Here is a 26,934-nt window from a genome sequence, read left to right on the forward strand (position 1 = left end):
CGACGGGGTGCCGTTCCGGTGCCCGGCGCCTGCCGGACCTCATGTGATCAGGGAGAAGCCGCGCAGCGCGCGTGTGTAGTGGGCGATCAGTTCCTCGTCGATGGCGGCCGATTCGCCGTCGCTCAGCAGGTCGCGCGCGGGCCCTCCGGGAGCGGCCCCGGTGGCGCGGGCCAGGACCGCCCGCCGGATGGCGGGGACCTTCTCGCCGCGCAGCGCGGCGGCCTGGAGCGGCGCGACGAGGCCGCCGGGGGCGGCCAGGGCGGCGTCCACCTCGGCGAGCGTGCCGGGCGAGGCGATCTCGGCGGCGCGCCGCGCGGCGCGTTCGGCCGCCCGTACGGTTTCGCGGCGCACCAGCCCTCGCAGAACGAGGTCCAGCAGCAGGACGGGGGCGCCGAGCACCCTGCCGATCATGCGCCCGAACGTCCCCGCGACCTCATAGGAGGTGTCCGGGGAGCCGTAGACGCCGAGGGTGAGCTGCATCTCCTCCTGGGCCCGCTGGCGGGCGCTGAGCGCGTCGCTGGCCAGCAGCGCGTGCCGCCACTGGCCGAGCGTGGCCAGCGCGCCGCCGACGATCAGGTCATCGGCGGTGTTGGCCCGGGCGCAGGCGCCGGCCAGCAGCCCGACGCGCTGGGCGGGGGAGGTGGCCAGCCACAGCGGCAGCCCGATGGTGAGCACGGGACGGCGGCGCAGCCCCATCCGCTCGTAGGAGGTGCGCGCGGCGAGGTCGCGCACCGCGATGAGGGCCGGGCGCGGCACTCCGGCCCGGTCGGCCACCCGGTCGGCCACCGCGTGGAGGGCGGGCGCGGCGTCCCGGGTGAGCGTCTCGGCGTCGGACGCGAGTTTCGGGGCCCGTGGGCGCAGTAGTACGCCGATGGCCACGAACAGGCCGCCGAACAGCCAGGAGACGGTGTACTGCGGGGCACGGGCGATCGTCTGGACGCCGAGCGCCAAGAAGGCCAGCGTGCTCAGATGGACGGCCAGCGAGATGGCGTAGGCCGCCCCGCGCCGGGCCCACGTGCCCGCCCGTGCGGCGAACGAGCCCTCGGCTAACGAACCGGTGATCGACATGGCGGCAATGGTGGCATCCGCCACCGACGACCGCCACCGGATCGTCAGGGACGGAACACGTCTTCCTCGGGAAGGTCGTAGGGCTCCATGCCGAGCGCTTCGGCCAGCCGCTTCTCGGCGTACGGCACGACCTCGTCCACCACGATCCTGCGCCCGGTCTCGGCCGACAGCGAGGACACCTGGGCCCCGGCGACGCCGCACGGGACGATCCGGTCGAACCAGCTCGGGTCGGTCGCGCAGTTGAGCGCGAACCCGTGCATGGTGACACCGCCGGTCACCCGGATGCCGATCGCGCCCAGCCCCCTGGGCGCACCCCCGTCGCCCGGCCCGCCCGTCCAGATGCCGCTGCGTCCCGCGACGCGCCCGGCGCTCACCCCGAAGTCGGCACAGACCTGGATCAGCACGTCTTCGAGCAGCCGGATGTAGCCCTCCACACCGAGCGGCGGGGACAGCGCGATGATCGGGTAGCCGACCAGCTGGCCTGGCCCGTGCCAGGTCATCCGGCCGCCCCGGTCGACGTCGATGACGGGCGTACCGTCGGCGGGCCGCTCGTGCGGGGCGGTGCGGCGACCGGCCGTGTAGACCGGCGCGTGCTCCAGCATCAGGCAGGTGTCCGGGGCCGCGCCGCCCACCCGGCCGGCGTGGATCCGCCGCTGCAGCTCCCATGCCTGCTCGTAGGGAACATCGACCCCCAGCCGTACGATCGCCACCGCCGGTCCGCCGCCACTGTGCGCCGTGGGGCGCATGTGCCGATTGTGTCGTTCCCTCACGCCACCAGCGTATCCACTGCGACGCTGCGCGTCGCGGCTCGGGCGCTGATAACCGGTGCGTCTTCGTGGTAGGGGGGTCAGGGCTTGAGGAGGCGGGGTTCGATGCGCAGCTCCTTGACTCCGCCTGTGCCGTCGGGCTGGACGTGGTAGGCGTATCCGGCCGGGTCGACGGTCACCGCCTGGACGAACTCGGTGCCCACGTAGTGCAGCGCGACCCCCTCGTCGGCCGCGTAGCCCTCGGGCAGCGCGCCGCTGGCGATCGACTCGTGCAGCACCGGACGCCGCTGCGGCTCGGAGTTGTAGTGGACGCCGCAGGAGTAGGGGAGCAGAGCGAGCCCTTCGGCCCACGGGCGAAGCTCCGGGCCGAAGGAGTCGGTGTTGCCGCCGACATGCCAGCACAGCGCGCCCGCGCTCTGGCCGGACAGCACGATGCCCGCCCGCCACGCCTCGGCGAACGCCTCGTCCAGCCCGTGCGTGCGCCACAGGGCCGCGAGGTTGGCGACGCTGCCGCCGGTGACGTAGATGACGTCCTGTTCGAGGATCCAGGCGCGCGGGTCTTCGACGTTGGGCATCGGGAACACGGTGAGATGACTGACCTCGGCGTCGAATCGCTGGAACGCGCCGTACATCTTGGCCAGGATGTCGGTGTCGTCGCCGACCGCGGTGGCCACCAGGCCGAGCTTGGGCCGGTCCTGCCCCGTGAGGTCGAGGGCGTATCTCATCAGGGGGCTCGGCTCCCAGAACGCGTAGCACCGCACCTGCCGGAACGATCCACCACCGATGGCGAGGATATGGGACTGACCGGCCCTGCTCATACGGCTCTCCAGAATAGGGGGACAAATGAATGGATATCTTAAAATATGGCGGAAAACGCTTGGTCGAGACTCTTGTGGCGGAATATATATCCGCTTTCGGTCAGCTTTCCGGGGAGCGCCCTGGGGCCGGTAAGGATCCCCTCATCGGCGAAGCCCCCCAGTGCCAGGCGAAGCGCGAACGGCGGAGGGCCGAGCGGCATCACCGGTCGGCGCAGCGCCTTGGCCAAGGTTCGAGTGAAATCTACATTGTTAACCGGGGCAGGGGAAGTCACATTGACCGGCCCAGTTATTTCGGGTTTGTGTAGGATGTATCGGACGGCGTCCACCCAGTCTTCCCTGGTTACCCAGGACCAGAACTGCCTGCCCGAGCCCATCGGGGCGCCCAGGCCCAGCCGGAAGATCGGCAACATCCTGGCCAGCGCGCCGCCCTCGGCGCTGAGCGCCATCGAGGTGCGCAGCGTCACCACCCGGATGCCCGCCTCCTCTCGCGCCCGCAGCGCCTCGGCCTCCCAGCGGGCCACCAGGGTCGGCAGGAACCCCTCCCCGGCGGGGCCCGACTCGTCCACGGCGCGGTCGCCGGTGTCGCCGTAGTAATGGATGCCCGAGCCCGACAGCAGCGCCTCCGGCTTGCGGGTGAGCCCGGTGAGCGCGGTGACCAGTGTCCGGGTGCCGTCGATCCGGCTGCGGACGATCTCCCGCCGGTAGGCGGGCGTCCAGCGCCGGTCACCGATCCCCGCCCCGGCCAGATGGACCACCGCCTGCGCGCCCTCCAGCGCGCCGGGGTCGATCAGGCCCTCCCGGGGGTTCCAGAACGACTCGTCAGGGCCTTGCGCGGTCCGGCGTACCAGACATACCACCCGGTGCCCGTCCTGGCGCAGCGCCGCCCTCAGGGCGCTGCCGAGCAGTCCTGACGCGCCCGTCAAGATGATCGTCACAGTGCCAACCTACGCCCCTGTCACCGGCCGGGCGAGGACATCGGGCACCGATGGGCCCCCTACGAATCCGCCCCCTGCCCGTCGCGGCCGGTCACGAGGTCCCCTAACGCACACGAAAAAGGCCGGGCCCGCCCGCCGGAGCGGACGGACCCGGCCACAGGCCCGCGACCCTGCCCCCCGAAGGGGGAAGGATCAGGAGGGAAGGCCGAGCTGGTTTTCGAAACGGCCCTCTTCCAGGCGGCGCTTGATCGTGGTGAGGAAGCGCGCGGCGTCGGCGCCGTCGATCAGCCGGTGGTCGTAGGTGAGGGCCAGGTAGACCATCGAACGGACCGCGATGACCTCGCCGAGGTCAGGGTCGTCCACCACGACGGCCCGCTTGACCACCGCGCCGGTGCCCAGCATGCCCACCTGCGGCTGGAACAGGATCGGCGTGTCGAACAGCGCGCCCCTGCTGCCGGTGTTGGTGAGCGTGAAGGTCGCGCCGGCCAGCTCGTCCGGGCTGACCTTGTTGGCGCGGAACCGGTCGGCCAGGTCGGCGATCTTACGCGCCAGGCCCGGCATGTTGAGGTCGCCCGCGTTGCGCACGGTCACCGCGGCGAGCCCCTTCTCGGCGTCCACCGCGATGCCGAGGTGCTCGACGTCGTGGTAGGTGACCTCGTTGGTCTCGCTGTTGATCACCGCGTTCAGCTTCGGGTGCTGCTTCAGCGCCTCGACCGTGGCCAGCGCGAAGAACGGCAGGAACGACAGCTTGACGCCCTCGCGCCGCAGGAACTCCTCCTTCGCCCGCTCCCGCAGCCGGGCGATCCTCGTCACGTCGACCTCGACGACCGTCGTGAGCTGCGCGGAGGTCTGCAGCGACTCCACCGTGCGCTTGGCGATGGTCTGCCGCAGCCGGGACATCTTCTCGGTACGGCCGCGCAGCGCGGTGTCGACCTGCACCGGCTCGGGGGCCGCGGCGGGAGCGGCGGCCGGAGCCTGCGCCGCCGGGGCGGCGGGCGCGGCCGGAGCCGCGGGCTGCGCCGGGGCCTGCTGGGCGGCGGCCTGCTCGCGCTGGGCGCGGGCGGCCTCAAGGACGTCCTGCTTGCGGATGCGCCCGCCGACGCCCGTGCCGTTCAGGGAGTCGAGGTCGACCCCGTGCTCGCTGGCGAGCTTGCGCACCAGCGGCGTGACGTACGGGGCCTCGCCGGTGGAGGGCAGCGGGGTGGGCGGCGGCGGAGCCTGCTCGGTCGGAGCGGGCGCCTGCGGCTGCGGCGCGGGAGGCGCCTGCTGGGCGGCCGGGGCCGGCTGCGGGATCGAGGACGGCGGCGCGGCCTGCGGCTCCGGCGCGGGAGGCGCGGGCTGTGCCTGAGGCTGGGCCTGGGCCTGCGGCTCCGGCTCCGGCGCGGCCTGCGGCGCGGGCTCCTCGGCGGGGGCGGCAGCCCCGGCGCCGGAACCCGACTCGTCGATCACCGCCAGTTCGGCGCCGACCTCGACCGTCTCGTCCTCTGCGACGACGATCCTGGTCAGCACGCCGCCTGAGGGCGAGGGGATCTCGGTGTCCACCTTGTCGGTGGACACCTCAAGGAGCGGCTCGTCGGCCTCGACGCGCTCGCCTTCCTTCTTCAGCCAACGGGTGACAGTGCCTTCGGTGACGCTCTCGCCGAGCTGGGGCATCGTTACGGAGACCGGCATGTGTGATTCTTCTCTCGCGTTTCCTGGGTTTCGCGGGCTTTGTGGTTAGTTGTGCACGTGGAGCGGCTTGCCGGCCAGCGCCAGCATCGCCTCGCCCACGGCCTCTGACTGCGTGGGGTGGGCGTGGATGAGCTGCGCCACTTCGGCGGGCAGGGCCTCCCAGTTGTAGATGAGCTGCCCCTCGGTCACCAGCTCGCCGACGCGGCGGCCGACCATGTGCACTCCGAGCACCGGGCCGTCCTGCTGCGCGATGATCTTGACCGAGCCCTGCGTCTGCAGGATCTGGCTCTTGGGGTTGCCCGCGAGGTCGTAGGTCATCTCGACCACCTGCAGGCCCCGCTCGCGCGCCTTGGCCGTGGTGATGCCGACCGAGGCGACCTCGGGATCGGAGTAGGTGATCCTGGGCACGCCGTCGTAGTCGATCGGGATCGGGCCGAGCCCTGCGATGTGCTCGGCCACCAGGATGCCCTCGGCGAACCCCGCGTGCGCGAGCTGCGGCGTGGGGATCAGGTCGCCGACGGCGTAGACGCCGGGGACACCGGTCTGGCAGTACTCGTCCACCACGACCGTGCCGCGCTCCAGGCGCACCCCGGCCTCCTCGTAGCCGAGCCCCGCCGTGACCGGGCCGCGGCCGACCGCGACCAGCAGCAGCTCCGCGTCGAGGGTCTTGCCGCCTTCGAGGGTGACCACCACCCCGGTCTCGGTGACCTTGACACTGTCGAACCGGCTGCCCAGCTCATAGCGGATGCCCCGGCGGCGGAACGCGCGCTCCAGGGCCTTGGAGCTGGACTCCTCCTCTAGCGGCAGCAGGTGCGGCAGCGCCTCGACGACGGTGACCTCGGCCCCGAACGAGCGCCACAGGCTGGCGAACTCGACGCCGATCACGCCGCCGCCCAGCACGATCACCGAGGCGGGCACCCGGCCCAGCGTGAGCGCGTGGTCGCTGGTGATGATCCGCTCACCGTCGATCTTCAGGCCGGGCAGCGACCGCGGCTCGGAGCCGGTGGCCAGCACCACGTTGGCGGCCCGGTAGATCTGCCCGCCGACGCTCACCTGACCGGCCCCGGCGAGGCGGCCCTCGCCCTCGACGATGGTGACCCCCTTGCTCTTCAGGAGCCCCTGTACGCCCTTCCACGCCCTGGTGACGATCTTGTCACGAAATCCGTGGACGCCCTCGATGTCGATGCCCTCGAACCGGGCCTTGACGCCGAACGTCGCGGCCTCGCGGGTCTCGTCGGCCACCTCGGCCGCGTGCAAGAACGTCTTGGTGGGGATGCACCCCCGGTGCAGGCAGGTGCCGCCGATCTTGTCCTTCTCGATCAGCGCGACCTTACTGCCCAGCTCGGCCGCCCGCAGGGCGCAGGCGTAGCCTCCGCTGCCGCCGCCCAGGACGACGATGTCGAAGTCGTTGGGGCTGCCTTCAGCCACGGGATAGCTCCTTGTCGGATTGGTCTTTCGCCGAGGCCAGGCGGGTGACCCGCCCTCGGCAATGGCATCTTTTCATTTGTGCGCGCCGTCCGTGACCAGGATCGGGGTGGGCCCGGGGGTCAGCGCGAGTACCGCTCCGCGATGCCGACGAGGGTCCGGGTGATGGCCCCCGTACCGCCCTTCGGCGTGTACCCGTGCGGCTCGCCCTTGTTGAAGGCCGGGCCGGCGATGTCCAGATGTGCCCAGCGAACCCCCTCCGGAACGAACTCGCGCAGGAAGATCCCCGCGGCGAGCATCGCGCCCCACCGCTCGGGCTGCAGGTTGGCGATGTCGGCCACCGCCGAGTCGAGCCCCTTGCGCAGTTCGGCGGGCAGCGGCATGCCCCACGCGCCCTCGCCCTGCGCCGCGGCGATGTCCACGACCTCCTGGCGCAGCTCGTCGTCGTTGGACATGACCCCGGCGGTGCGCCAGCCGAGCGCGACGATCTGCGCGCCGGTCAGCGTGGCGACGTCCACGATCAGGTCGGGGTCGTCCTGGGCCGCGCGGGCGATGCCGTCGATCAGCACCAGGCGGCCCTCGGCGTCGGTGTCGAGCACTTCGACGGTCTTGCCGCTGTAGCTGGTGAACACGTCGGAAGGACGCTGCGCGGTGCCGCTCGGCATGTTCTCCGCCAGGCACAGGTAGCCGACGACGTTGACCGGCAGGCCCAGCCTGGCCACGCCGACGATCGCGCCGAACACGGCGCCCGCGCCGCCCATATCGGACTTCATCCAGTCCATCGAGGCGGACGGCTTGAGCGACAGGCCGCCGGAGTCGAAGGTGATGCCCTTGCCGACGAACGCGATGGTCTTGGCGGCCTCGGGGTGGCTGTAGGCCAGGCGTACCAGGCGGGGCGGCCGGGCCGAGCCCTGGCCGACGGCGACGATGCCGCCGTACCCGCCCTCGCGCAGCGCCGTCTCGTCCAGGACCTCGACCGACAGGCCGTGCTCGGCGGCGGCCTGCTCGGCCAGCTCGGCGAACCGCGCCGGCCACAGGTCGGAGGGCGGGGTGTTGACCAGATCGCGGACCAGGCTCACCGACTCGGCCACGACCGCGGCCCGCTCGACCGCGGCGGCGGCGCCCTCGGCCGCGCTCAGCACGGTCACCTCGGCGACCGGCTCGGGCACGTCGCCGGTGGTGCGGTACTTCGTGAACGCGTAGGCGCCCAGCAGGCCGCCGGTGGCGACCGCCTCGGCCTGCCCCGCCGTGGCGGCGGGCAGCGCGAGCGCGACCCGGGACGTGCCGGACAGCGCGCGTACGGCTGCGCCCGCCGCGCGCCGCAGGACCTCGGGGTCGTGGCCGTCCTCGCCGGGCTCCTCACCCAGACCGGCCACCACCAGGACCGGCGCGGGCAGCGCGCCCAGGGTCGGGACCTTGGTGATCTCGCCCGCCTTTCCCTTGGCGCCCAGTGCGGTCAGCGTGGCGGCGAACGTGCCGCCCAGGGCCGCGTCGAGCCCTTCGGCTCCGGGCGCGGGGCGGGGCCCGTCCGCTCCGGAATGGATTCCGACGACCAGCGCGTCGGTGTCGAGCGAGACGGAATCAGATGTGTTCAGCCGCACAGTGGTCACGTGAGCCGATGCTATCTGTGCGGACAGCTTAGGCATAAACGAGGGTTCGTCCTACCAATTCGTGTCCTCACCGTACGTGGTCAGACCACTGCGAACACCAGCAGCACGGCGGTCGCCGCGACCTCGCACAGGCCGCCCAGCACGTCACCGGTCACGCCCCCGAACCGGTCCGTGGCACGCCGCCTGACCGGCCAGGCGGCGAGCAGCCCGGCGAGCGCGGCGGCGGGCAGGGTGAGCGAGAGCGGGGCGGTCAGGTGGATGGGCAGCGGAAATGAGAAGACCCCGACGGAGTATTCCAGCCCGGGTTCGAGGAACGCGGCTCCCTCGCCCGAGGCCGAGAAGTCGGGGAAGCTGCGGTCGAATGACCCGTTCATCACGTACGTCCAGCCGTCCGTCTCGGCGAGCAGGCCCAAGGCGGCCAGCGCGAGCAGGGACAGGGTGGTGACGCCGAGAGCCGCCCAGCGCCCCACCGTGCCCGCGACCATCGCGCCGAGGCCGTCCGGGCGTGCGGCGGGCACATCGGCCCGGCAGCCCCACATGATCGCCAGCCGCCCGGTGACGCACGCGGTGACCAGGGCGAGCGCGCCCATCTCGCTCGCCGACAGCGCGACCACCTGTACCAGCAGTACCAGGCACAGCGTCACCACGCCGAACGGGCCGATGTCCGAGCGGCGCATGATCTCCAGCGCGGCGGCGGCCGGTTTGCCGCTGCCCAGGCCGTCGGCCATGTCGGCCAGGCCGTCCAGGTGCAGCGCGCGGGTGAGCAGCGCGAGCGCGGCCACGGCGAGTACGGCGGCGAGCAGTGTCTGGCCGGTGAGCAGCCCCGCCACCGTGAAGACCACCGCCGCCGCGACGCCGAGCAGCGCCCCGGCCAGCGGCGCGGCGAGGATCCCGTTACGGGCCACGGCCCGGTCCACCTCGACATGGCCGACGCGCACGATCGTGAACGTGCCGAGGGCGAACTGGAGCCCCGTCAGTAATCCGGAGGTCGATCCCTTGTCGTCCGACATGACGGCCGATGCTATCCGCGCGCCACCCCAACCGCGTCAAACCGGCAGTGGCACCGGCCGCCGGGCGATGACCAGGAAGGACCCCTTCGAGGTCCGGAGGTGTCCGGTGCGGCGGTTGATCGCGGCCACCCGTGTGCCGCCCTCTGCCGCGCTAGACCGGCAGTGGCACCGGCCGTCCGGCGATGACCAGGAAGGACGCCTCCGACTCGTGTGCAAGTGCCTGGTTGAGGCGGCCCAGCGCGTCGCGGAAGACCCGCCCGCTGCGGGTCGCGGGCACCACGCCCAGGCCCGCCTCGTCGGAGACCGCGACCAGCCGGGCCGCAGTGTGCCGCCAGGCCGTCACCAGTTCGGCGCAGCGCTCCGCCACGGCGGCCTCCGCCTCCGGGGCGTCGTCCCAGGCGCCGCACTCGCCGAGCACGGCGGCCAGCCAGGTGCCGATGCCGTCGATGAGCAGCGGGGCGTCCGGCGCGGCCGTGCGCAGTACCCCGGCCAGGTCGGTGGACTCGACGGTCTCCCAGTGCGCCGGACGGCGGCGGCGGTGCGCCTCGACCCTGGCCCGCCACTCGGCGTCGCCGCCCGGTTCGCCGGTCGCCACGTAGGTGACCGCGGGCTCGGCGGCCAGCCTCAGCTCCGCCTCGGCGGACTTCCCCGACCGCGACCCGCCGAGCAGCAGCGTCCGCCGCGCGGGCCGGGGGAGGGCGGCGGGTACGTCTCCGGCCGCCACGACCGTCCCGTCCGGTACGGCCCGCGCCCCCCACAGTGCCAGCCGGCGGTGCAGTTCCGCCTCCGAGGCGACCCGGTGGTCGATGCCCACCGCGATCACCTGCGTTCGGGCGTCCACCGCGCCCGCGCGGCGCAGGACCCCCAGCCGGGACGGCTCGCCGAGCAGGTCGATCGCCACGACGTCGAACGGGGACGCGGACGGCCCCGGCCGTCCGGTGTGGTGCAGCAGGCGCGCGCCGCCGGGTGCGCTGATCTCGACGCCCAGCGCGGATTCCCGCACGTCGTACCCGGGGGGCGGGGGAGCGGGCGAGCCGACGTGCAGTACGCCGTCCACGACGATCTCCAGCGGACACCGCGGCGCGCCCTCCGCCACGGCCCGGCCGCACGACGCGCACGGGCATCCGCCGATGGGATGGCCGAGCGCGCCCGCCGTACCCCTGAACTCCACCTTCACCCGGTCAGACTACGCATCTGATCTCGTGGGGTAGAGGATGGGACAAGGTGTCCGCCGGGCGGGATGATGTCGTCCGTACCGCCGGGACTACTGGAATGACCGAGGTGAGTGCGAGCGATGGGACGGGGATGGCTCGGTACAGGGTTCGCCGAGCGATTCAGGGCGCACCCGCCGAACCCGCGTAAAGGCCCGCGAAAAGGAGCGTATGGCATGGTGTGGCGCTGGCGTTACGAGAACGCGTCCGGTGGCGAGGTGACCGAGCGGATTCTGCCCCGCGAGCTGTTCCAGAGCCAGGCGGACGCGGAGTCATGGCTCGGCGAGAACTGGGGCGAGCTGCTGGAGCTGGGCGTGGAGCGGGTGACGCTGCTGGAGGAGGACCGCGTCGAGTACGCGGGGATGTCACTGCGGCCGGAGTGAACGCGAAGGCCCCTCGGCGGCGCGCCGCCGAGGGGCCTGGCAGTGCGCACGTCAGTCCCGGGTCTTGGGGCTCATCCGCTCCACCAGGGAGCCGTCGCGCTGGACGTGCTCGCCGAGCACCTGGTCGATCCGCTCAAGCACGTCCGCGCCCAGCTTCACGCCGCTGGCCTTGACGTTCTCCCGTACCTGCTCGGGGCGGCTGGCGCCGATGATGGCCGAGGAGACGTTCGGGTTCTGCAGCACCCACGCGATGGCGAGCTGGGCCATGCTCAGCCCGAGGTCGGCGGCGATCGGCCGCAGCTCCTGCACGCGGGTGAGCAGGTCGTCGTTCATGAACCGGCCGATCGGTCCGGCGCTCACCGGGTCGGCCGCCCGCGAACCGCTCGGCGGGGCCTGGCCAGGCAGGTACTTGCCGGTCAGCACCCCCTGCGCGATCGGCGACCAGACGACCTGCCCGACGCCCTCCCGGTCGCAGAGCGGCACGACGTCGGCCTCGATGATGCGCCACAACATGGAGTACTGCGGCTGGTTGGACACCAGCCGGTCGAAGCCCATCCGGTCGGCGATCTCCAGCGCCCGCTGGATCTGCGGGGCCGTCCACTCGCTGACGCCGACATAGAGGATCTTGCCCCGGCGCACGAGGTCGTCGAAGGTCTTTAGGGTCTCCTCCAGCGGGGTCTCATAGTCGAACCGGTGCGCCTGGTAGAGGTCGACGTAGTCGGTTCCCAAGCGGCGCAGCGAGCCGTCGATCGCCTCGGTGAGGTGCTTGCGGGACAGGCCGCGGTCGTTGCGGCCCTCGCCGGTCGGCCAGTAGACCTTGGTGAAGATCTCCAACGACTCCCGGCGCACGCCCTTCAGGGCCCGGCCGAGCACCTCCTCCGCCTTGGTGCCGGCGTAGACATCGGCGGTGTCAAAGGTCGTGATGCCCTCGTCGAGCGCGGCCCGCACGCACGCGTGCGCGGCCTCCTCCTCCACCTGGGACCCATGGGTGAGCCAGTTGCCATAGCTGATCTCGCTGACCATCAGGCCGCTACGGCCGAGATGCCGGAATTCCATGCTTCTGACCCTAAACCGCGGTCCGGGAAAGATCCGCTTGGGCTAATGTGCCCGTGATGTCGACGAGCTCATTGCCCCCCAAGGGCGCGGCGGGGCCACGCCTCCTGGCCGCGGGGCTGCTGGTGGCGGGCGTGGTACTGGTGGCGGCCGGGGTGCGGGCGCTGCGGACGTCCGCCGTACGGCAGGCCGCCCCGGGCCGCGAGCCGGACGAGGCCGCCGCCGCGCCGTGGCCGCCCGGCCCGATTCTCGGCAGGCCGTCGGAGGACGACCTCAGGCGGTATCGGCGGCCCGCCCGCATCCCGAAGTTCATCACCGCGCTGGAGCGGGCCGCCGGCGAGCGGCGTGCCGAGCCCGCCCCCCAGCCGGGGCCCGAGCGGCGGCTGCTGATGCGCTGGGGCGTCGCCGCCATCGCCGCCGGGCTCGTCGTCTTCCTGGCGATGGCCTTCGAGCAGTCGGTCTTCCGCAAGGACTCCGTGACTCTGGAAGTAAGGAGCCCTGGCAGCGGAGAGCCGCTGCCCGGGTGGGACCCCGCCTGCCCGATCCCGGAGAACGAGAGCGAGGGGGAGTGGGGCAGTACGGCCTACGTCTGCTCCGGGCAGGAGGATTTCGTGGCCGGCGTCGTCACCTCGCCCGAGCGGATCGAAGAGCCCGCTCCCGTGCCGGCCGATCCGATGACCACCGACGCCGCCCGCGCGGCCGGGTGCGTCCCGCCGGACACCGCGCCCGTCGTACGGCCGGTCAAGCCCAACGTGACCCGCGCCGTCACCCGTCAGTGGCGGCGGATCGAGACCTGGCTGCGGGCCAACGCCCCGGACACCTACCGGACGCTGAAGCGCCCCGCCAAGGCCCGCACCATCGCCATCGCCGAGGCCCAGATGGGCGTGCGCATCCCCGATGACCTGCGGGCCTCACTGCTGCGGCACAACGGCGCGGCCGGCCGCGCGGGAGCCTTCGGCTACCTTGGGGCCACGGCGATGGGCGTGCGGGAGATACGCGACAACTGGCGGGTCAAGTGCGGCGTGGCGGTCTCCACGGGCGCGGCGACGGGCCCGCGCGCGGGCTGGTGGCACGGCAGGCTGGTGCCGTTCGGCGACCACGGCAACGGCGGCCTGCTGGTCACCGACTCCAAGGGCGGGGCGGTCGGCGAGGCGAACCACGAGACGGGCCTGCGCTTCGGCCAGGGCGCCTTTCCCAGCTATCACGCCTTGCTCAAGCGCACCGCGGACGCCCTGCGCAGCGGCAGGCCCGTCAACGGGATGTACCCGGTCGTGGCGGACGGCCGCCTGGAATGGGACACCCGGCGCGGCTGAACCCGGTGCCGTTCGCCTCTGGGACTACTCGGGGACTACTTGTCCTTGGGCTGCTTGGGCGGCACCGGCCTGCCGCCGGGCAGGAACAGCGGCGGCGGGAAGCGCAGCTTGCGGATCTGCAGCGCGCGCATCGCCGCGTAGAAGCCGACGCCCCGCACGCTCTCGTCGGGGAACTTCTCCGCCGCGACCTTCTTGACCTTCCACGACACCCAGATGGAGGTGAACAGCACGCCGACCATCATGACCGGCCAGCCCACCGTGATGACCGCCGTATAGACGTAGCCCTGGACGGGCGGCGGGAACGGGATCATCGTGGCGAGCAGGATCACCAGTGAGAAGGGCAGGAAGTACTGGCTCACGATGCGCCGCGAGTCGACCCAGTCACGGGCGAACTTGCGCACCGGGCCACGGTCGCGCGCCGGGAGGTACTTCTCCTCGCCGCGCATCATGCCCTCGCGGGCGCGCGTGCGCTCGACCGCCTGACGCTCGCGCATCTGGCGGTAGGCCTCCTTGCGGTTGGCAGGCGCGGTGACCGGCCTGCGCCGCTCCTTTTCCGCGTCACTGCGCTTACGCGTCGGGCGGCCCTTGCCCTGGGGCTTAGGATCGGTTATGGAGTTATCGTTGGCGGGGACGGGGGACTCGTCCACGTCCTGCTGGGTACGGCGTCGGAACACGGTGTCAGCCTACCGGGAGTGCAACTTAATGACGCCCCCGCGCGTTATGCGTAGGGTAATCCCAAGGCGGCTCCATTGGGGGCGTACGAGCGGGGAGACCCGAGGCGGAAGTGAAGAAGGGGACGGCCAACGCGCATGAGCGTGATGAAGAGACTTTCCATGATCTTCAAGTCCAAGGCCAACAAGGCCCTGGACAAGATGGAAGATCCGCGCGAGACCCTTGACTACTCCTACCAGCGGCAGCTTGAGCTGCTGCAGAAGGTGCGCAGAGGAGTCGCCGACGTGGCCACCTCGCGCAAGCGGGTCGAGTTGCAGATCAACCAGCTCGAACAGCAGGGCACCCGCCTTGAGGACCAGGGGCGCAAGGCGCTGGCGGCCGGCCGCGAAGACCTCGCCCGCGAGGCGCTGACCCGCCGCAACGGCCTGCAGACCCAGGTCGCCGACCTGCGGCTGCAGCACAACAACCTGCAGGCCGAAGAGGAGAAGCTGACCACGGCCTCCCACCGGCTGCAGGCCAAGGTCGACGCCTTCCGCACCAAGAAGGAGACCATCAAGGCCACCTACACCGCGGCCGAGGCACAGACCCGGATCAACGAGGCGTTCTCCGGCATCTCCGAGGAGATGGGCGACGTCGGCCTGGCGATCCAGCGCGCCGAGGACAAGACGGCGCAGATGCAGGCGCGGGCCGGGGCCATCGACGAGCTGCTGGCCAGCGGCGCGCTCGAAGACTTCACCGGGCAGCGCGACGACATCCAGGCCGAGCTGGACCGCATGGGCGCGGGCAGCGACATTGAGCTGGAGCTGCAGCGGATGAAGGCGGAGCTGGGCCAGGGGCCCGCGCCGCGCGACGCGATCGGACCGGGCCAGCCCGGCCAGGCTCAGCAGTACCAGCAGCAGCCCCAGTACCAGCAGCCGCCGCAGCAGCAGGACTACCAGCAGCACCAGGACCGCCCCCCGACGCAGCCGTACCAGGCGCAACCGCATCGGCCGGGGGAGGGCGCATGATCGTCCGCATCATGGGAGAGGGCCAGATCGAGGTGGCCGCCGCCGACATCGGCGTCCTCAACGATCTGGACGGCGAGCTGGAGGCCGCGATCCAGACGGGCGACGAGTCCGTCTTCAGGGTCCGCCTGCACGCTCTGCTGGACAAGGTGCGCGAGGTCGGCAAGTCGTTGCCGGACAACAGCCTTGAGCCCTCCGAGCTGATCCTGCCGCCGTCCGACGCCTCCATGGAGGAGGTCCGGGAGATGCTGGGCGACGAGGGGCTCATCCCCGGCTGACCTGGTCGCCGCCCGGCCGGATGACACCCGCCCTTCCGGTGATCGAGCACGTCCCGGCGGGGCGCGCCCATGGATCGGTCACCGGGACGGGCGGATAGCGTGGTGTCATGACACGTACCCGGTTCGCCGCTGACCGGGGCCTGACCGGCCGCATGGTCCTCACCCTGTTCCTGATCGGCCTGCTCTACGTCGCCTTCGTGGCGGTCCTCATCGCCTTGGGAGCGCGGGCCCTGACGGTGCTGGCGCTGGCCCTGGTGCTGCTGGTCGTCCAGTACTTCCTGTCCGACAAGATCGCCCTGTACGCGATGAACGGGCGGGAGGTCACCCCGCAGCAGGCACCCGAGCTGCACGGGGCGATCGATCGCCTGTGCGCCATGGCCGACATGCCGAAGCCCAAGGTGGCGATCGCCGACTCGGACGTCCCCAACGCGTTCGCCACCGGGCACAGCCAGAAGAAGTCCGTGGTCTGCGTGACCACGGGCCTGCTCCGCCGCCTCGAACCCGACGAGCTGGAAGGCGTGCTCGCGCACGAGATGTCCCACGTCGCGCACCGCGACGTGGTGGTGATGACGATCGCCTCCTTCCTCGGCATCGTGGCGGGGCTGATGACCCGCTTCGCCCTCTACAGTGGCCTGGCCCGCGGCCGGGACAGCCGCGGCGGCCCTCCGATCGGGCTGATCATCATGCTCGTGTCCGGCCTGGTCTACGCGCTGAGCTTCGTGCTCACCCGCGCCCTGTCCCGCTACCGCGAACTGGCCGCCGACCGCGCCGCCGCGCTGCTCACCCAGCGGCCCTCGGCCCTGGCCGGCGCGCTGACCAAGGTGAGCGGCGAGATGGGCCGCATCCCGACCCGCGACCTGCGCAGGGCCGAGCCGTTCAACGCCTTCTTCTTCGCGCCCGCGCTGTCGTCCGGCGCGAGCCTGGCGGCGCTGCTGTCCACCCATCCGCCGCTGGAGCGTCGCCTCCGGCAGCTCGCCGAGATCTCCGCCCAGCTCGGCCGGGGCGCCTGATGGGCTGGCTGGACGCGCTGCTCGGCCGCAGCAAGCCCGCCGAACCCGATCTGTCCGCGCTGTTCGCGCTGCCGTCCGCCGCGGTCACGCTGGAGGCGGCCACCGGCCTGACCCCCTCGGGCACCGGGTCCGTGGCCTTCCGCGCGGCCGAGGGCGGCGCGTTCGCCGCGCTCGCGCGCGATGCCAAGGCGCTGCTCGGCGACGGCGTGGAGGAGTCCATCGACCCCTACGGCTACACCTGGTTGCTGCTGCGCCGCCCTGCAACCGACCTCGGTTCCCTGGTCACCGAGCTGCACGCGGTCAACTCCACCCTGGAGAGCGCCGGGTTCGGGCCGTCGCTGCTGTGCTCGCTGGTGAACTTCACCGGCGAGAAGCGCCGGCTGGCCATCGTCTACCTCTACAAGCGCGGCACGTTCTACCCCTTCGCCCCGCTCACCGGCGAGCACCGTGACAACGCGCTGGAGCTCCAGGTGCGGGCCGCCATCTCGGGAGAGCTGAAGATCGAGCCCGACCTCGGCAGATGGTTCCCCGTGTGGGGCGCTCCCGGCCTGTGACCGATTTCGGGTCGTGACGCCGGGCGCGTCGCCTGCCAGGCTGATAGCCGGTACGGCCGAGCCTAGGGGGACGCGCATGAGAACGTGGACGCACGCCGACCACACGCGGGCGGTGGGCGATGAGATCAACCGGATGGCGAAGACCGTCACCGGTCATGACATGTCGGCACCCACGCCGACCTGTCCAGGATGGGACCTGGGCGCGCTGATCGCGCACACGGGCGTCATCCACCGCTGGGCCGCCGCGATGGTCCGCGACCTGAGCCCGGAGCGGTACCACCGCGGCGAGATGGACTTCGGCGAGCCGGAACGCCGTACGGACTACCCCGCCTGGCTCGCCCAGGGCGCCGAGATCCTCCAGCAGGCCCTGTCCGGCCAGGAGCCGGACGCCCCGATGTGGGCCTGGGGCGGCGACCGGCACGTCCGGTTCTGGTCGCGCCGCCAGTTGCACGAGACCGTCGTCCACCACGCCGACGCCCAGATCGCCATCGGCATCGCCCCGGCGATCGACGAGGACATCGCGGCCGACGGGGTCGAGGAACTGTTCGACCTGCTCCCGTACGCCCGCGGCGGGGCCCCCGCCCGCGAGCTGACCGGCGAAGGCGAGACGCTTTCCTGGCAGGCCGACAGCGGCGCGGGGTGGGTGGTGACCCTTGAGCCCGGCGGGTTCTCCTACCGGCGCTCACCGGAGCCGGGCGACGTCACCGTACGCGCCGCCACCTCCTCCGACCTGCAACTCCTCGTGTGGGGCAGGCGCAGGGCCGACGACTACTCGATCGACGGTGACAGCGCGCTGCTGGCCTGGTGGCTGTCCCACTCGGCCGTCTGAACGTCACCGCGCGGCCCGGCCTGTCCGGCCGGGCCGTCCGGGCGGCGGCAGGGGCGGCGCCAGGGTCAGGGCAGGGTCAGGGCAGGGCCAGCATCCGGTCCAGGGCGACCTTCGCCCAGTGGGCGGTGTCGGCGTCCACCGTGATCTGGTTGACCACCTGACCGGCGGCCAGCGACTCCAGCGCCCACACCAGGTGCGGCAGGTCGATGCGGTTCATCGTGGAGCAGTAGCAGACGGTCCGGTCCAGGAACGTGATCTGCTTGTCGGGGAACTCCTGGGCCAGCCGCTTGACCAGGTTCAGCTCGGTACCGATCGCCCAGGCGCTGCCCGCGGGCGCCTCGCGCAGCTTGCGGATGATGTACTCCGTGGAGCCGACGTGGTCGGCCTTGGTGACCACTTCGTGCCGGCACTCGGGGTGGACGAGCACGTTGACGCCGGGGATGCGCTGCCGCACGTCGTCCACGCACTCGGGCGTGAAGCGCCCGTGCACCGAGCAGTGACCCCGCCACAGGATCATCTTGGCGTCCGCGAGTTGCTGCGCGGTCAGGCCGCCGTTGGGCCGGTGCGGGTTGTAGACGACGCAGTCGTCGAGCCCCATGTCCATCTCCAGCACGGCGGTGTTGCGGCCGAGGTGCTGGTCGGGCAGGAAGAGCACCTTGCGCCCCCGCTGGAACGCCCACTCCAGGGCCTTGCGGGCGTTGGAGGAGGTGCACACCGCGCCGCCGTTGCGCCCGCAGAACGCCTTGATGTCGGCGCTGGAGTTCATGTACGTGATCGGCACCACATCGTCGGCGATCCCCGCGTCCTCCAGCGCCTCCCAGCACTCCTCCACCTGGTCGAACGTGGCCATGTCGGCCATCGAACACCCGGCGGCCAGGTCGGGCAGCACGACCCGCTGGTCATCACTGGTCAGGATGTCGGCCGACTCGGCCATGAAGTGGACGCCGCAGAAGACGATGTACTCGGCATGCGGCCGCGCGGCGGCCTCACGGGCCAGCTTGAACGAGTCCCCGGTCACATCGGCGAACTGAATGACCTCGTCGCGCTGGTAGTGGTGGCCGAGTACGAACAGCCGATCGCCCAACGCCGCCTTGGCCGCCCGCGCCCGCGCCACCAACCCTGGATCCGACGCCGCCGGCAACTCTCCCGGGCACTCCACACCCCGCTCACTGTGCGGATCACGGCCCTGGCCGAGGACGAAGAGCGGAAGTCCGGTCTGGGTGGTCGTCACGACCATCCCCCCTTATCGTCGAACTGACGACTAATGATTACACACCATCTGTCGGTTTCCGCCCGGGGGTACCCCCTCCGGCACCTGGGGCCCAGCCCCGGCACGCCCCCGCCCAAAGGCCCTCGCTTCACCCGGACGATCACCCTCACGCCGGGCTTCACCCGACGTACGGCCGCCCCGCTCAGATGGGCCGAGGCCACTGCCGTTTACCGCCCTCAGAGTGAGACGGCCCCCTTTGGTACCAGCGCGCCGTCGGCCGGCAGGCCACCGTTACCTCTGGAGCGTGAGACGAAAGATCGCTGGACGGCCGGGCGGCGCGGCTCTTCGAGCGCTACGTATGGCAGACATATCCGTGCGTCTCCAGCCCTTCGGAGACGTACAGCCCTTCGGCCGCGCTGCCGCGCAACGCCTGGAGAACCTTGACCTTGGCGTCACGCGCACGCCCCCAGGCCATCGAAGCCCGCCAGAGACTCCGGCCGTGGCCGAGCTCCCGGTAGGCGGGGTGGACGGCGAAGTACGCGGGCTGCTGGATCGCGCGGCCGTCCGGTCCCGCGACGGTCGAGAGCGGGCCGACCGCTCCGACGACCCGGTCATCAGCGACCGTGACAAGAGTCGGGCCATCCTGGTGCCCGGTCTTCATCCGCTGGTAGAGGAACTGAAAGCCTTCCGGCCCGATCTCATCGGCGAACGCGCCGAAGGTGCCGGCGGCCGGGCACTCCGTGAGGGGCTGAACGCTGTGCACCGGTCGCTCGTCGGCGCAGGAGAAGCGCTTGACCATCACCCTCCCACGCGCCCCGTCCGGGCGGTCGGAGAACCAGACCACCCTGTTCCCGGCCCTGGCATTGTGGGACCTCGCCAACCGCTGGCCCAGGCGCGCCAGCGCGGGGAGGTCCGGCGCCGAGGCGCTGTAGTAGTAGACCTTCACCAGGCCGCCGCCGCGTGTACTCATCGCGGGGACGATCGTCTCTGCGGCCGTGTGCACCACGTCGCCGACGAGGACCCGTTCGTCCTTCGTGGCCGTCCAGCGTCGGTCCTTGTCGAACGGCAGGAAGCCGCCGGTGAGCGCGACGCCCAGCACCGCGTCGAACAGGGCGGCACCGACCGTCTCAGGCGGCATCGGGCCGAGCGTCGGAACGAACGGGGCGTGCATCACGGGCTGAAGCCAGTCCCAGCGGAATCGCATGTCCCGCAGGTTACCGAGCCCTAACGCAGCGGACCTCGGATCGTCGAAGGCGGTCCGAGGTCCTATTCGCGGAGAAAGGCGCGGCGGCTAGAAGGGGTTGTCGTCCCCGGCCGCGCAGGAGCAGAGGTTGCCCTCCGACAGGTCGTCGATGTTGGCGATCAGGGTGATGCCAGGCGGCTCGATCGCGACCGGCACGGTCGCGGCCGCCTCCGGCCGTGCCGGAAGGGCGAGGGGCGCAGTGGTCATGCCGACTCCTTCTCTCGGTGCTGGCAGTACGTGACCAAGGGGGCCTTGGCCTTGCGGTAGAGCTGCACGAGCGGCATGCAGGTACCGCAGGTTCCCTGGAGCTGGCAGCCGGTGCAGCCGGCCTGCCGCAGCAGCAGGGAGTCAGCGATCGTGCCAAGGCCGCGCAGCCCCTCGACGCCTTCGGCGATCAGGTCGATGTTCGGGTCGCGCCCCACCTTGCAGATGGATGCCTTGCCGAACGGGTTGACGTGGAAGAACGTGTGCCCGGCGTTGCAGCCTGTGAAGGGCTTCCGTTTCCGCAAGTGGGCGGCGGACTGGGTGGGGAGCGTTTCGTCTCCGCCGTAGATCGTGGGCACCATGTTGGTGTACTCGTCCATCGGCGCTCCGATCCGCTCGGCGAGCTCGCGCATCAGGCTCACTTCGCCGGCGTTGTCCTCGGTCACGATCATCGACAGGGAGAGGGGCATCCCGGCCTCGTGCGCGGCGGCCAGGGCCTTCGTGAAAAGCCGGAAGGCTCCCTTGCGGCCGGTCGTCCTGTCGTAGCTCTCCTCGGTCGCGCCGTAGACGCTGACGGTGATCCGGTCTGGTCGGCGGTTCGCCAGCAGGTCGAGAATCCCAGGCAGGAACAGCCGTGAGCCATTGGTGAGGAGGGTGATCATCATGCCAAGGTCGTACGCGGCGGTGTAGGTTTCGATGAACAGCCGGTCCACCATGGGCTCGCCGCCTGTTAGCTGGAGCCAGAGCACCCCGGCGTCTCGCAAGGTGAGGAGGAGCTTGATGCGGTCCTCCATCTCCAGCCCCTCGAACTTCTTGACGCCCAGGTAGCAGTGGGGGCAGTCGTAGTTGCAACCCAGATTCAGCTCCCAGGACGCCCTCCCGTAACCCAGGCCGGGGTCATCGCGCACCAGGACGTGAGGCGAGAGCGGCTTGCCCGCCAGCTCGACCCCCCACGCCTGTCGCGCGGCGACGGCCAGCCAGTCCGGGGCCTGTGCGTCGGAGGCGGCCTCGGCGAGTTCCCGGTATCGGTAAGCGGGCATGGTCCCGCCCGCCTTGCTGCCCGGCTTCACCATGACGTAGCGCCCCATGTAGGGGCTGACGATGAACTCATGCATGTGGGTCCTTCACTTATAGCCCTAGGTAGGGGAGCGGCCTGCCGCCGAGCGAGGCCCGCTGTGCTGCGCTTGCCGATTCACAGGTAGGAGAAGGGCGCAGCGGGGAAGTCGAGGTCGTAGCCGTCGTGGCGCAGCTCGCGTGCGGGCCTGTCGAGCGCTTCGCGCTGTGCCGGCGGGCCGGTCTTGCCGTTCATTACACGCGCGTTCGACGCGACCGCGAGATGATGATGGTGCTGTTGATCAGCCACTTGCCGGGCCCGAGCCGCCTGAGGATGCGGGGGCCGCCGAGAATACGTATAGGCCCAGAGCTGGTCGAGTACCTGGACTGCGTCGGCCTCATGCGCCGGTTCCATTACCGAGTCGCTTCGCCGGGGGATGTCGAGTGCCATGCGGGCGGGCCTCCGGATCGGGCGTCGAGAAGGAGCGGTGCCACCTGACTCGACTTTGACGTCCGGTCCGCCCTGGAGGCCAGGGAGTTAGCAGTTTTTAGCAGCTACTTCATCGAAGGGCGGTAGTCGGCGTGCGGGGTCGCGCGCTCCCACACCTGCTCGAATGCGAGGAGGCATTGGGCAACCGTGTCAGGGGCGCTGCTGAAGACCTCCTCCCCGGTGTCGGTCCCGTCCCCGGCGCAGAAGTTGTAGGCGACGACCCGGTTGTCCACAAGGTAGAAGTCGGCACCGGGCAGCAGGAGATCGAACGCCTGGGTGCGCGGAAGCCAGCGGATCTTCTCACCAGCGTCGACGTTCTCGTCGCTGATCATGTGCTCCCACTGGATCTCCTTGCTCAATGGCTCGGAAACGACACGGGCGCGCCGCATCGCCACTCCGCGCCCGGCGAGCTCGCGCACGAGGTCCTTGAAGGTCGTCCGGTCGTAGCGGCCGGTCCCTCCGGCAAGCCAGTCGAGGTAGGCCGGGTGCTGGGGCGTGTAGGTGTCGCGCATCTCCAGGTGGAGCACCGAGTGCTTCGCCCGGCGGATCAGGTCCTCGACGGTCACGGGGCCGCTCCCCTTGAGCCCGCTGTCGTAGGTGCCGTCGATTGCCTGACCGATGATCGGGATCATGTTCTCGCCCATCGACACGATCACCTCATCGGCGGCCGGTGGGACGTCCTTGGCGAACCGGGCCAGAAGCTCGGGGTCCTTCTCCTATCAGCCGGTTTGGGCAGAGGAAGCTCCGCCCTCAGGGAAGCGGGGGCGGGATCGTCCGTGGCGGGGCTAGCAGGGCGATGGACTCGCAGGCTGACGACTCGTCCGTATGGCGTGCTGCCAGGGCCGCCTATGTCTCCTGACACGCCCGCGGTCCTCGCACAGGTTCGGCGACGACGGCCACGTCCCTGAAGCGGTGGGGCGGGGGTAAAGGCGGGGCGGGTGCTGGGGAGGTCTTCGGAAAGCCGGTGTGAGGTACGGCGGTCGGCCACGACGTCCTGCGAAACACCGGGCACCGGGCTGCGACCGAGCACGGTGAGCGGCGTTGACCGGGCTTGCCGTACGTCGGGCGGAGCCCGACATGGGGAAAGGCAGGCCGAGCGTCAGCGAGGACCGTTGCGCGCGGAGCGTGCCTCCCCGCCGGAGGCGGGGGTAGCGCCCGGAGGGCGCGGCTTGTGCGAGCGGAGCGAGCGCCTTGAGTACTTCTGAAGGGTGCGCCTGCCGCAACCACGTACGGCCCGGACGCGGCCTTGAAGGCGCCCGGGCCCGCGCGAGCGGAGCGAGCGCCATGAACACAGCGCGAGTGCCATCGACACGGAATGTGTGGAAGGGGACGGGTGTTGGTAGCGTCTAAGTAGGACGTCAGAAACAGACAGCCGCCTTCGGGGGCTGATCCAGACGCGGGAGTCAGCAAATGACGGTTAAGAGCAGCGAGACGACGCAGCAGGGCCTGATCCTGACCGATGCGGCCGCCGCCAAGGTCAAGAGCCTGCTGGAGCAGCAGGGTGAGGAAGGGCTCAGCCTGCGCGTGGCCGTGCAGCCGGGTGGCTGTTCGGGTCTTCGCTACCAGCTCTTCTTCGACGACCGCTCCATGGACGGGGACGTGATTTCCGACTTCGGCGGCGTCAGCGTGGTCACCGACCGGATGAGCGCCCCGTACCTGACGGGCGCCTCCATCGACTACGTCGACACCATCGAAAAGCAGGGCTTCACGATCGACAACCCCAACGCCACGGGCTCCTGCGCCTGCGGCGACTCGTTCAACTAGCGGGGCCGGTCCTCGCGACCCTGAAGGCCCCATGATCACAGGCTGGTCATGGGGCCTGTTCGCGTTGGGCTAGAGGCCGCGTCCGGAGCGAGATCCACGGCATGACCCTCGGTGCTGCTTTAACATAGTCTTGCGGAGCTCGTCGAAATCCGGCCCGTCCCCCAGGGCGCGGGCCACAGCAAGATGCAGACAACGAGGAGAAGAACCCCGTGCGCATCGCCGTCACCGGCTCCATCGCGACCGATAATCTGATGACCTTTCCCGGTCGCTTCGGCGATCAGCTCATCGCCGAGCAGCTCGACCGGGTCTCGCTGTCGTTCCTCGTGGACGACCTTCAGGTCCGGCGCGGCGGGATCGCCGCCAACATCGCATTCGGGATGGGTTGTCTCGGCCTGACGCCGATCCTGGTCGGCGCGGTCGGCGCCGACTTCGCCGACTACCGGTCCTGGCTGGAGCGCCACGGAGTCGACTGCGACTCGATCCACGTCTCCGAGCTCCACCACACCGCCCGGTTCCTGTGCACCACCGACCAGGACCACAACCAGATCGCGTCGTTCTACACCGGCGCGATGGCCGAGGCGCGGGAGATCGAGCTGGGCCCGGTGGCCGATCGGGTGGGCGGCCTGGACCTCGTGCTGGTCGGGGCCAACGACCCCGACGCCATGCTGCGGCACACCGAGGAGTGCCGCCAGCGCGGCATCCCGTTCGCCGCCGACCCCTCCCAGCAGCTCGCCCGGATGGAGGGCGCGGACATCCGCACCCTCGTCGAGGGCGCGACCTACCTGTTCACGAACGAGTACGAGAAGGCGCTCGTCGAGCAGAAGACCGGCTGGTCGGACGAAGAGGTCCTGAGCCGGGTGAAGGTCAGGGTGACCACGCTGGGGCCCAAGGGCGCGCGCATCGACCGCGCGGGGGAGCCGTCGCTGCACATCCCGCCCGCGCCGGAGAAGGCCAAGGTCGACCCGACGGGCGTCGGCGACGCCTTCCGCGCCGGGTTCCTGGCCTCGGTGGGCTGGGGCCTGTCGCTTGAGCGGTGCGCCCAGGTGGGCAACCTGACCGCGACGCATGTGCTGGAGCACGTGGGCGGCCAGGAGTACGAGCTGGCCCGGCAGGAGTTCCTGGACCGGCTCGGCTCCGCCTACGGGGCGTCGGCCGCCGCCGAGGTCGCCGAGCACGTCCGCTGCCCGCACCCCTGATCCACACGCCCGCCGCACGCCGAAGGACGGCAGAGGGCCACAGCGCTCTCTGCCGTCAGGACGGCGCGTAGATGCGGCTCACCAGCTCGGAGAGCTTGTCCGGGGGCAGGTGCCTGGCCAGATCGGCCTCGCTGATCATGCCGATGATCTGGTCGTCCTCCACCACCGGCAGCCGCCGGATCTGATGCTCCTCCATTTTGGCCAGGGCCTCGTCGATCGTCGCGTCGGAGCCGACCCAGATCAGGCCGGACGCGAGGTCGCCCGCCCGGGTCTTTGCCGGGTCCCGGCCCGCCGCGACGCACTCGACGACGATGTCGCGGTCGGTGATGATGCCCTGGAGCCGCCGGCCGTCGTCACAGACCGGCAGTGCCCCGACGCCGAGTTCGCGCATCAACTGGGCGGCGCGGTCGAGGGTCTCGTGCGCCTCGATGCAGCGTGCGCCGGGGTGCATGACGTCCTTGACCATGGTGGCGCTCTGCGCGGTACCCATCGTGATCCCCCCTGAAAGTCGGATGAGCCGTACGACTTTCAGGGGCGACTACCCGTTTCGCCGCCGACCAGGCTCAGGCCACGCTCAGGCCAGCCTCAGATCAGGCTCAGTAGTTGCGCCGGACGTGGATCGCCCAGCCGCCCTTGGGCAGCTCGTACGTGGCCACGTGCGGGTGCGACTTCAGCCGGCACCACGCGGGTACGTCCGTGTACGCCGCCGGGTCGTCCGCCAGCACCGCCACGATCGCGTTCAGCGGCACCGAGCGGATCTGCTCGGCGAGCAGGATGATCGGGATGGGGCACTTCTTGCCCAGCGCGTCGATGGTCAACGCGGGCTCCTGCGCGGCCTCTTCCCATGTGGCGGCCTGCCTACGCGACATCTACCAGCTCACCCCTGCTTCCTGGCGGATACGGCGCACGGTCTCAGGAAGGAGAGCGAGGAACCGGTCCACATCCGCCTCCAATGTTCCACTGGGCAGCGATACCCGGACATTTCCATGAGTAAGCACACCCATCGCTTCCAAAACGTGCGATGGACGAAGCGTACTCGCCGTACAAGAACTTCCTGACGATACTGAGAAACCCGCCTTGTCAAGTTCGCGGAGCAGCGCCTCGCCCTCCACGTAAAGGCACGAGAAGGTCACGATGTGCGGGGCGCGATCGACCGGATCGCCGATCACCTCCACGTCGGGGATCGTGGCGGCGACGGTACGCCTGATCTTGTCGATCAGCCCGGCCAGCCGTTCCCGCTCCCCGGTCTCGGCCACGCGGGCCCGCAGCGCCGCCGCGGCGGCGAGGACGCCCGGCACGTTCTCGAAGCCGGGCACCCGGCGGGCCTCGCGCTCGTCCTCCGGCAGCGGCGAGCGGTACCGGGTGCCCTTGCGCACGGCCAGCACCCCCACGCCCGGCGGGCCGCCCCACTTGTGCGCGCTCGCGATCAGTACCGACCAGCCGGGCGGAACCGGCAGCCGGCCCACCGTCTGCGCCGCGTCCACCAGCAGCGGCACCCCGGCGTCCCGGCAGGCCGCGGCGGCCTCGGCCACCGGCTGGAGCGTTCCCACCTCGTGGTTGGCGGTCTGCAGGCAGGCCAGGGCCGTGCCGGGCGCGGCCACCGCGCGGGCGAAGTCGCCGGCATCGACCGCCCCAGTACGGCCGACCCCGACCGTCTCGACAGTGCCGCCGTCCCGCTCGTGCGACTGCGCGGAGTGCAGTACGGCGGAATGCTCCACCGCGCCGACCACGAGATGCCGCCCGGCACGTCGCCGTCCGTGTAGGGTTCCGAGGACACCGAGGTGCACCGCCTGGGTGCCCGACGTGGTGAACACCACCTCGTCGGGCCGGGCGCCCAGCACCTCGGCGATCTCCGCGCGGCCCTGGTCGAGGAGCAACCGTGCCCGGCGGGCGGAGCCGTACAGTCTCGCCGGGTCGGCCCAGCCGGATTCCAGCGCCATCAGCAGGGCCTCTTTGGCCTGCGGGTGCAGGGGTTCGGTAGAGGCGGCATCGAAGTAGGCCACAGCGTGACACTAACGGGGGCTGCGCGGAGGGGCGAACAGGGTTGGCGCTAATGTGTGTCCACATCCGAACCGTGCTTGTGAAGCTTATGAAATCGACCGCCCAGGGATCGACTCCCTGGGCTGCATCTGTGGGGTAGGCGATCCGTGAGTCCGACCCGCC

At 71.1% G+C, this 26,934-nt stretch carries 29 protein-coding genes; 9 read left to right on the top strand and 20 right to left on the bottom strand.

All coding sequences use genetic code 11. The features are described from left to right. Window positions 1-39: 39 nt before the first annotated feature. The 9 genes from DP939_RS10300 to DP939_RS10340 all read right to left on the bottom strand — a co-directional run bounded on the left by DP939_RS10300 (window position 40) and on the right by DP939_RS10340 (window position 10,481). A complete protein-coding gene (locus tag DP939_RS10300; RefSeq protein ID WP_113980402.1) occupies window positions 40-1,068 on the bottom strand; it encodes a M48 family metallopeptidase in 1,029 nt (342 codons plus the stop codon). A gap of 44 nt (window positions 1,069-1,112) precedes the next feature. Then, window positions 1,113-1,814 (bottom strand): lipoyl(octanoyl) transferase LipB, encoded by a 702-nt coding sequence (gene lipB, locus DP939_RS10305; protein WP_113980403.1) that lies wholly within the window; start codon window positions 1,812-1,814, stop codon window positions 1,113-1,115. A gap of 101 nt (window positions 1,815-1,915) precedes the next feature. Then, window positions 1,916-2,653 carry a Type 1 glutamine amidotransferase-like domain-containing protein gene (locus DP939_RS10310; RefSeq protein ID WP_113980404.1) on the bottom strand — a complete coding sequence of 246 codons (738 nt, stop codon included), beginning with the start codon at window positions 2,651-2,653 and terminating at the stop codon, window positions 1,916-1,918. Between the two features lie 38 nt (window positions 2,654-2,691). Next, entirely contained in the window at window positions 2,692-3,588 is an 897-nt protein-coding gene (locus DP939_RS10315; RefSeq protein ID WP_113980405.1) for a TIGR01777 family oxidoreductase, read from the bottom strand. A 192-nt stretch (window positions 3,589-3,780) separates the two neighbouring features. Then, window positions 3,781-5,259, bottom strand: coding sequence for a 2-oxoglutarate dehydrogenase, E2 component, dihydrolipoamide succinyltransferase (gene sucB, locus DP939_RS10320; RefSeq protein WP_113980406.1), 1,479 nt, complete (start codon window positions 5,257-5,259; stop codon window positions 3,781-3,783). Window positions 5,260-5,304: 45 nt separating this feature from the next. Beyond that, window positions 5,305-6,687: a dihydrolipoyl dehydrogenase gene (gene lpdA, locus DP939_RS10325; protein ID WP_113980407.1), complete on the bottom strand. Its 1,383-nt coding sequence runs from the start codon at window positions 6,685-6,687 to the stop codon at window positions 5,305-5,307. Between the two features lie 119 nt (window positions 6,688-6,806). Beyond that, on the bottom strand, window positions 6,807-8,330 hold the full coding sequence (locus DP939_RS10330; RefSeq protein ID WP_113980408.1) for a leucyl aminopeptidase: 1,524 nt from the start codon (window positions 8,328-8,330) through the stop codon (window positions 6,807-6,809). A gap of 44 nt (window positions 8,331-8,374) precedes the next feature. Further along, window positions 8,375-9,304 (bottom strand): adenosylcobinamide-GDP ribazoletransferase, encoded by a 930-nt coding sequence (locus tag DP939_RS10335; protein WP_113980409.1) that lies wholly within the window; start codon window positions 9,302-9,304, stop codon window positions 8,375-8,377. A gap of 151 nt (window positions 9,305-9,455) precedes the next feature. Next, on the bottom strand, window positions 9,456-10,481 hold the full coding sequence (locus tag DP939_RS10340) for a bifunctional adenosylcobinamide kinase/adenosylcobinamide-phosphate guanylyltransferase (protein WP_113980410.1): 1,026 nt from the start codon (window positions 10,479-10,481) through the stop codon (window positions 9,456-9,458). 210 nt (window positions 10,482-10,691) lie between these two features. Between DP939_RS10340 and DP939_RS10345 the strand changes: the two genes are divergently transcribed. After that, the gene (locus DP939_RS10345; RefSeq protein ID WP_111165761.1) at window positions 10,692-10,898 is read left to right on the top strand and encodes a hypothetical protein; all 207 of its coding nucleotides are present in this window, start codon (window positions 10,692-10,694) and stop codon (window positions 10,896-10,898) included. A 51-nt stretch (window positions 10,899-10,949) separates the two neighbouring features. On the opposite strand, the gene DP939_RS10350 is transcribed toward DP939_RS10345, so the two are convergent. Next, complete coding sequence (locus DP939_RS10350) at window positions 10,950-11,954, bottom strand: aldo/keto reductase family protein (protein WP_113980411.1); 1,005 nt, start codon at window positions 11,952-11,954, stop codon at window positions 10,950-10,952. A 56-nt stretch (window positions 11,955-12,010) separates the two neighbouring features. On the opposite strand from DP939_RS10350, the gene DP939_RS10355 reads away from it, so the two are divergent. Next, window positions 12,011-13,264: an SMI1/KNR4 family protein gene (locus DP939_RS10355; protein WP_147267947.1), complete on the top strand. Its 1,254-nt coding sequence runs from the start codon at window positions 12,011-12,013 to the stop codon at window positions 13,262-13,264. Window positions 13,265-13,299: 35 nt separating this feature from the next. Here DP939_RS10355 and DP939_RS10360 read toward each other — a convergent pair whose 3' ends face one another. Next, the gene (locus tag DP939_RS10360) at window positions 13,300-13,938 is read right to left on the bottom strand and encodes a DUF3043 domain-containing protein (protein ID WP_113980413.1); all 639 of its coding nucleotides are present in this window, start codon (window positions 13,936-13,938) and stop codon (window positions 13,300-13,302) included. A 135-nt stretch (window positions 13,939-14,073) separates the two neighbouring features. On the opposite strand from DP939_RS10360, the gene DP939_RS10365 reads away from it, so the two are divergent. The 5 genes from DP939_RS10365 to DP939_RS10385 all read left to right on the top strand — a co-directional run bounded on the left by DP939_RS10365 (window position 14,074) and on the right by DP939_RS10385 (window position 17,611). Beyond that, window positions 14,074-14,943 (top strand): PspA/IM30 family protein, encoded by an 870-nt coding sequence (locus tag DP939_RS10365; RefSeq protein WP_199565074.1) that lies wholly within the window; start codon window positions 14,074-14,076, stop codon window positions 14,941-14,943. After that, a complete protein-coding gene (gene pspAA / locus DP939_RS10370; protein ID WP_113980414.1) occupies window positions 14,940-15,218 on the top strand; it encodes a PspA-associated protein PspAA in 279 nt (92 codons plus the stop codon). The genes DP939_RS10365 and pspAA overlap by 4 nt, the downstream gene beginning before the upstream one ends. 107 nt (window positions 15,219-15,325) lie before the next feature. Beyond that, window positions 15,326-16,228, top strand: a complete 903-nt coding sequence (gene htpX, locus DP939_RS10375; RefSeq protein ID WP_113980415.1) for a zinc metalloprotease HtpX — start codon at window positions 15,326-15,328, stop codon at window positions 16,226-16,228. After that, window positions 16,228-16,782, top strand: coding sequence for a PspA-associated protein PspAB (gene pspAB, locus DP939_RS10380; protein ID WP_113980416.1), 555 nt, complete (start codon window positions 16,228-16,230; stop codon window positions 16,780-16,782). The genes htpX and pspAB overlap by 1 nt, the downstream gene beginning before the upstream one ends. A 76-nt stretch (window positions 16,783-16,858) precedes the next feature. Next, complete coding sequence (locus DP939_RS10385; RefSeq protein ID WP_113980417.1) at window positions 16,859-17,611, top strand: maleylpyruvate isomerase family mycothiol-dependent enzyme; 753 nt, start codon at window positions 16,859-16,861, stop codon at window positions 17,609-17,611. Between the two features lie 76 nt (window positions 17,612-17,687). Here the strand turns inward: DP939_RS10385 and nadA are convergent, their stop codons facing one another. From nadA to DP939_RS10405, 6 genes are all read right to left on the bottom strand, one after another. Further along, window positions 17,688-18,848, bottom strand: coding sequence for a quinolinate synthase NadA (nadA, locus tag DP939_RS10390; protein WP_113980418.1), 1,161 nt, complete (start codon window positions 18,846-18,848; stop codon window positions 17,688-17,690). 325 nt (window positions 18,849-19,173) lie between these two features. Then, on the bottom strand, window positions 19,174-20,025 hold the full coding sequence (locus DP939_RS10395) for a GNAT family N-acetyltransferase (RefSeq protein ID WP_147267948.1): 852 nt from the start codon (window positions 20,023-20,025) through the stop codon (window positions 19,174-19,176). A gap of 87 nt (window positions 20,026-20,112) precedes the next feature. Continuing rightward, the gene (locus tag DP939_RS46105) at window positions 20,113-20,271 is read right to left on the bottom strand and encodes a hypothetical protein (protein ID WP_158578534.1); all 159 of its coding nucleotides are present in this window, start codon (window positions 20,269-20,271) and stop codon (window positions 20,113-20,115) included. Continuing rightward, a complete protein-coding gene (locus DP939_RS10400; RefSeq protein ID WP_113980420.1) occupies window positions 20,268-21,383 on the bottom strand; it encodes a radical SAM protein in 1,116 nt (371 codons plus the stop codon). Before DP939_RS10400 ends, DP939_RS46105 begins: the two co-directional genes overlap by 4 nt. Before the next feature lie 77 nt (window positions 21,384-21,460). After that, on the bottom strand, window positions 21,461-21,772 hold the full coding sequence (locus DP939_RS45390) for a hypothetical protein (protein ID WP_147267949.1): 312 nt from the start codon (window positions 21,770-21,772) through the stop codon (window positions 21,461-21,463). A gap of 104 nt (window positions 21,773-21,876) precedes the next feature. Further along, complete coding sequence (locus DP939_RS10405) at window positions 21,877-22,455, bottom strand: DUF6879 family protein (RefSeq protein ID WP_199565075.1); 579 nt, start codon at window positions 22,453-22,455, stop codon at window positions 21,877-21,879. Window positions 22,456-23,221: 766 nt separating this feature from the next. Here DP939_RS10405 and erpA point away from each other — a divergent pair. Beyond that, window positions 23,222-23,575, top strand: a complete 354-nt coding sequence (erpA, locus tag DP939_RS10410; RefSeq protein ID WP_113980421.1) for an iron-sulfur cluster insertion protein ErpA — start codon at window positions 23,222-23,224, stop codon at window positions 23,573-23,575. A 209-nt stretch (window positions 23,576-23,784) separates the two neighbouring features. After that, a complete protein-coding gene (locus DP939_RS10415; RefSeq protein ID WP_113980422.1) occupies window positions 23,785-24,771 on the top strand; it encodes a carbohydrate kinase family protein in 987 nt (328 codons plus the stop codon). Between the two features lie 55 nt (window positions 24,772-24,826). On the opposite strand, the gene DP939_RS10420 is transcribed toward DP939_RS10415, so the two are convergent. From DP939_RS10420 to DP939_RS10425, 3 genes are all read right to left on the bottom strand, one after another. Continuing rightward, on the bottom strand, window positions 24,827-25,261 hold the full coding sequence (locus DP939_RS10420) for a CBS domain-containing protein (RefSeq protein WP_225878149.1): 435 nt from the start codon (window positions 25,259-25,261) through the stop codon (window positions 24,827-24,829). A gap of 106 nt (window positions 25,262-25,367) precedes the next feature. After that, window positions 25,368-25,640, bottom strand: coding sequence for a sulfurtransferase TusA family protein (locus DP939_RS46900; RefSeq protein WP_199565076.1), 273 nt, complete (start codon window positions 25,638-25,640; stop codon window positions 25,368-25,370). Beyond that, window positions 25,641-26,774, bottom strand: a complete 1,134-nt coding sequence (locus tag DP939_RS10425) for a cysteine desulfurase family protein (RefSeq protein WP_199565077.1) — start codon at window positions 26,772-26,774, stop codon at window positions 25,641-25,643. Window positions 26,775-26,934 lie beyond the last annotated feature (160 nt).

Origin of the sequence: Spongiactinospora rosea, assembly GCF_003315795.1 — a bacterium.
Taxonomy (GTDB): domain Bacteria; phylum Actinomycetota; class Actinomycetes; order Streptosporangiales; family Streptosporangiaceae; genus Spongiactinospora; species Spongiactinospora rosea.

Excerpts from the sequence above, each read along its gene's own strand:
- DP939_RS10300 (WP_113980402.1), bottom strand. The coding sequence starts at position 1,068 with ATGTCGATCACCGGTTCGTTAGCCGAGGGCTCGTTCGCCGCACGGGCG.
- lipB (WP_113980403.1), bottom strand. The coding sequence starts at position 1,814 with ATGCGCCCCACGGCGCACAGTGGCGGCGGACCGGCGGTGGCGATCGTA.
- DP939_RS10310 (WP_113980404.1), bottom strand. The coding sequence starts at position 2,653 with ATGAGCAGGGCCGGTCAGTCCCATATCCTCGCCATCGGTGGTGGATCG.
- sucB (WP_113980406.1), bottom strand. The coding sequence starts at position 5,259 with ATGCCGGTCTCCGTAACGATGCCCCAGCTCGGCGAGAGCGTCACCGAA.
- DP939_RS10330 (WP_113980408.1), bottom strand. The coding sequence starts at position 8,330 with ATGCCTAAGCTGTCCGCACAGATAGCATCGGCTCACGTGACCACTGTG.
- DP939_RS10335 (WP_113980409.1), bottom strand. The coding sequence starts at position 9,304 with ATGTCGGACGACAAGGGATCGACCTCCGGATTACTGACGGGGCTCCAG.
- DP939_RS10345 (WP_111165761.1), top strand. The coding sequence starts at position 10,692 with ATGGTGTGGCGCTGGCGTTACGAGAACGCGTCCGGTGGCGAGGTGACC.
- DP939_RS10350 (WP_113980411.1), bottom strand. The coding sequence starts at position 11,954 with ATGGAATTCCGGCATCTCGGCCGTAGCGGCCTGATGGTCAGCGAGATC.
- DP939_RS10355 (WP_147267947.1), top strand. The coding sequence starts at position 12,011 with ATGTCGACGAGCTCATTGCCCCCCAAGGGCGCGGCGGGGCCACGCCTC.
- DP939_RS10365 (WP_199565074.1), top strand. The coding sequence starts at position 14,074 with ATGAGCGTGATGAAGAGACTTTCCATGATCTTCAAGTCCAAGGCCAAC.
- pspAA (WP_113980414.1), top strand. The coding sequence starts at position 14,940 with ATGATCGTCCGCATCATGGGAGAGGGCCAGATCGAGGTGGCCGCCGCC.
- htpX (WP_113980415.1), top strand. The coding sequence starts at position 15,326 with ATGACACGTACCCGGTTCGCCGCTGACCGGGGCCTGACCGGCCGCATG.
- pspAB (WP_113980416.1), top strand. The coding sequence starts at position 16,228 with ATGGGCTGGCTGGACGCGCTGCTCGGCCGCAGCAAGCCCGCCGAACCC.
- DP939_RS10385 (WP_113980417.1), top strand. The coding sequence starts at position 16,859 with ATGAGAACGTGGACGCACGCCGACCACACGCGGGCGGTGGGCGATGAG.
- nadA (WP_113980418.1), bottom strand. The coding sequence starts at position 18,848 with ATGGTCGTGACGACCACCCAGACCGGACTTCCGCTCTTCGTCCTCGGC.
- DP939_RS10395 (WP_147267948.1), bottom strand. The coding sequence starts at position 20,025 with ATGCGATTCCGCTGGGACTGGCTTCAGCCCGTGATGCACGCCCCGTTC.
- DP939_RS46105 (WP_158578534.1), bottom strand. The coding sequence starts at position 20,271 with ATGACCACTGCGCCCCTCGCCCTTCCGGCACGGCCGGAGGCGGCCGCG.
- DP939_RS10400 (WP_113980420.1), bottom strand. The coding sequence starts at position 21,383 with ATGCATGAGTTCATCGTCAGCCCCTACATGGGGCGCTACGTCATGGTG.
- DP939_RS45390 (WP_147267949.1), bottom strand. The coding sequence starts at position 21,772 with ATGGCACTCGACATCCCCCGGCGAAGCGACTCGGTAATGGAACCGGCG.
- DP939_RS10405 (WP_199565075.1), bottom strand. The coding sequence starts at position 22,455 with ATGGGCGAGAACATGATCCCGATCATCGGTCAGGCAATCGACGGCACC.
- erpA (WP_113980421.1), top strand. The coding sequence starts at position 23,222 with ATGACGGTTAAGAGCAGCGAGACGACGCAGCAGGGCCTGATCCTGACC.
- DP939_RS10420 (WP_225878149.1), bottom strand. The coding sequence starts at position 25,261 with ATGGGTACCGCGCAGAGCGCCACCATGGTCAAGGACGTCATGCACCCC.
- DP939_RS46900 (WP_199565076.1), bottom strand. The coding sequence starts at position 25,640 with ATGTCGCGTAGGCAGGCCGCCACATGGGAAGAGGCCGCGCAGGAGCCC.